The following is a 2,174-nucleotide window of genomic DNA, read 5'->3' as shown; positions in this document are numbered from 1 at the left end:
CGGGGTTTGCAGTCTCGCTTCCTTCAGTGCATGCCTCACGGCAAACCACCTTGCGACTTGCTAACGCTTCGGGGCGTTACCCCCGCACGTAAGGGACTTGCACCCTCTGGAATATTATGGTATCTTCGATACCAGATGCCCATGCCGGGCACACACAGCACCTAAGAAAACATGGGGCAGATATTCTGATATGAAAGGTTTACGTCTCGTATTTTGCTTTATCTTAGACTTAAAGTTTAACGCTTTGAACTGCCCCACGTTTCTTAGCCGCGGACCGTTATGGGCAATTCTAACGACCACTCAAAAAATGCAACATTATATTGATAAAATAAAAAAACTCATTGAAAACTTTGACGATGCGACACTAAAAGCATTGACCGAAATAAGTTATACAAAGACGTTCTCAAAAGGCGACTACCTGCTTAAAGCGGACAGTATTTGCGACAAAAGTTTTTGGGTTGAAAGTGGAATTTTACGAAAATATTATGCTTACAATGACAAAGAAATAACTACCGAGTTTTATTTCAAGGACGACCTTGCTATGTCATTTGACAGTTATACACAACAAAAGCCGAGCAGGGAATGCATACAAGCTTTAACAGAAGTAACAGTAAATATAACAGATTACAGTAGTTTTCAAATTGAAAAGCTAAAACACAGACAATTACAAGAACTTGATTTTTTGATGACAGAATATTATGCTTTATGGCTTGAAGAAAAAGTATTTGAACTTCATACCCAAAATGCAACAGAACGCTATCAAACTATATTGACAAAATCACCTCATATAATTCAACAAGTTCAACTGACCCAAATTGCTTCATATCTGAATGTATCCCTTGAAACATTGAGTAGAATTAGAGCCAAGAAATGATTATTTGACTTTACCTCAAATGATTAAAAAAACATTTCATTGACCTTTGCGAATAAAGTTTAATAAAGGAAAAATGAAACAACGGATAATTGGATTTGATTTGGCAAGAGCTTATGCCATTTTTGGAATGTTCATAGTAAACTTCAACATGGTATTTGGTTCTTACAAAGACCAAACTATAATTGGGAAGTTTTTATCACTTTTTAGTGGCAACTCGAGTACTGTTTTTGTGATGCTGGCAGGGATGGGCATTGCACTAATGACTAACAGAAGCGAATATTCAAACGAAGAAAAAATTAAGCTTCGTAATACCATTCTAAAACGAGCATTGTTTTTATTTATTGCTGGACTTTTGCTTAACATAATTTGGCCTGCCGATATACTTCATTTCTACGGTTGCTATATGTTTATAATTGCTTTTACAATTTTCTATGATAAGAGCTATTTTCTAAAGTTTGCAACGCTTTCCATTTTAATCTTCCATTTTCTGATTTTCTTTATTCCTTACGAAACTGGCTGGTATCTTGAGAAATTTCAGTACAAAGACTTCTATACTATAAATGGCTTTATTAGAAACACATTTTATAACGGTTGGAATTCTATTTTCCCTTGGATAGCCTATTTCTTTTTGGGGATGTTTTTAGGCAGGTTGAACTGGACAGAAATAAAAGTCCAGCTAAAAATGTTCTTGATAGGGTTGTCTTTATACCTTACTGTTAATATCATTCAAATAGTATCTCAACATATTTCTATTCCGCAAGAATTAAGCGAATTTATAAACGCTGATTACCTTCCACCATTTCTGCCTTTCATGCTTAGTACATTCGGATTTGGATTAATGCTGATTTCTGGATTTATGTATTTAGGCAACAAAATAGGAGGAAGTCAATTTGCTAAAAATTTTGCTTCAACTGGACAAATGACTTTAACACATTATGTTTCACACGTTACTATTGGAATGATGATATTTTCAATTCTTGCAGGCAAAGACTTATCAAAAGACTTGACACTTCAACAACCGAAAGAGCCTTTATATGTTTTGCTATTTTCAATTGCTTACTTTGTCTTTAGTTACTATTTTAGCAAACTATGGACAAAGAAATTTAAAAATGGGCCGCTTGAAACACTTATGCGAAAAATATCAGGCTGACAGAAGAACTGCCCATAATCGAGTAGACGGCCTCGCCAGATTTCTCTGACGAGGTGCGCCTCTCACACCACCAAGCGTACGGGTCTCGTACTTGGCGGTTCACTGGATTGTAGGTTGCGATTTGAGGTAATAGGAAAGCATAGATTCGTA

2 protein-coding genes are annotated in these 2,174 nt (G+C 35.9%); both read left to right on the top strand.

The features are described 5' to 3' along the window. Positions 1–307 precede the first annotated feature (307 nt). Positions 308–874 carry a Crp/Fnr family transcriptional regulator gene (locus IAQ59_RS21810; protein ID WP_209332973.1) on the top strand — a complete coding sequence of 189 codons (567 nt, stop codon included), beginning with the start codon at positions 308–310 and terminating at the stop codon, positions 872–874. 73 nt (positions 875–947) lie between these two features. Further along, positions 948–2,024, top strand: a complete 1,077-nt coding sequence (locus tag IAQ59_RS21805; protein ID WP_209332972.1) for a DUF418 domain-containing protein — start codon at positions 948–950, stop codon at positions 2,022–2,024. Positions 2,025–2,174 lie beyond the last annotated feature (150 nt).

Origin of the sequence: Lunatimonas salinarum, from assembly GCF_017811155.1 — a bacterium.
Classification (GTDB): Bacteria; Bacteroidota; Bacteroidia; order Cytophagales; family Cyclobacteriaceae; genus Lunatimonas; species Lunatimonas salinarum.
Note: the sequence above shows the minus strand (reverse complement) of the source record. Positions and strands in the feature narration are given on the sequence as shown.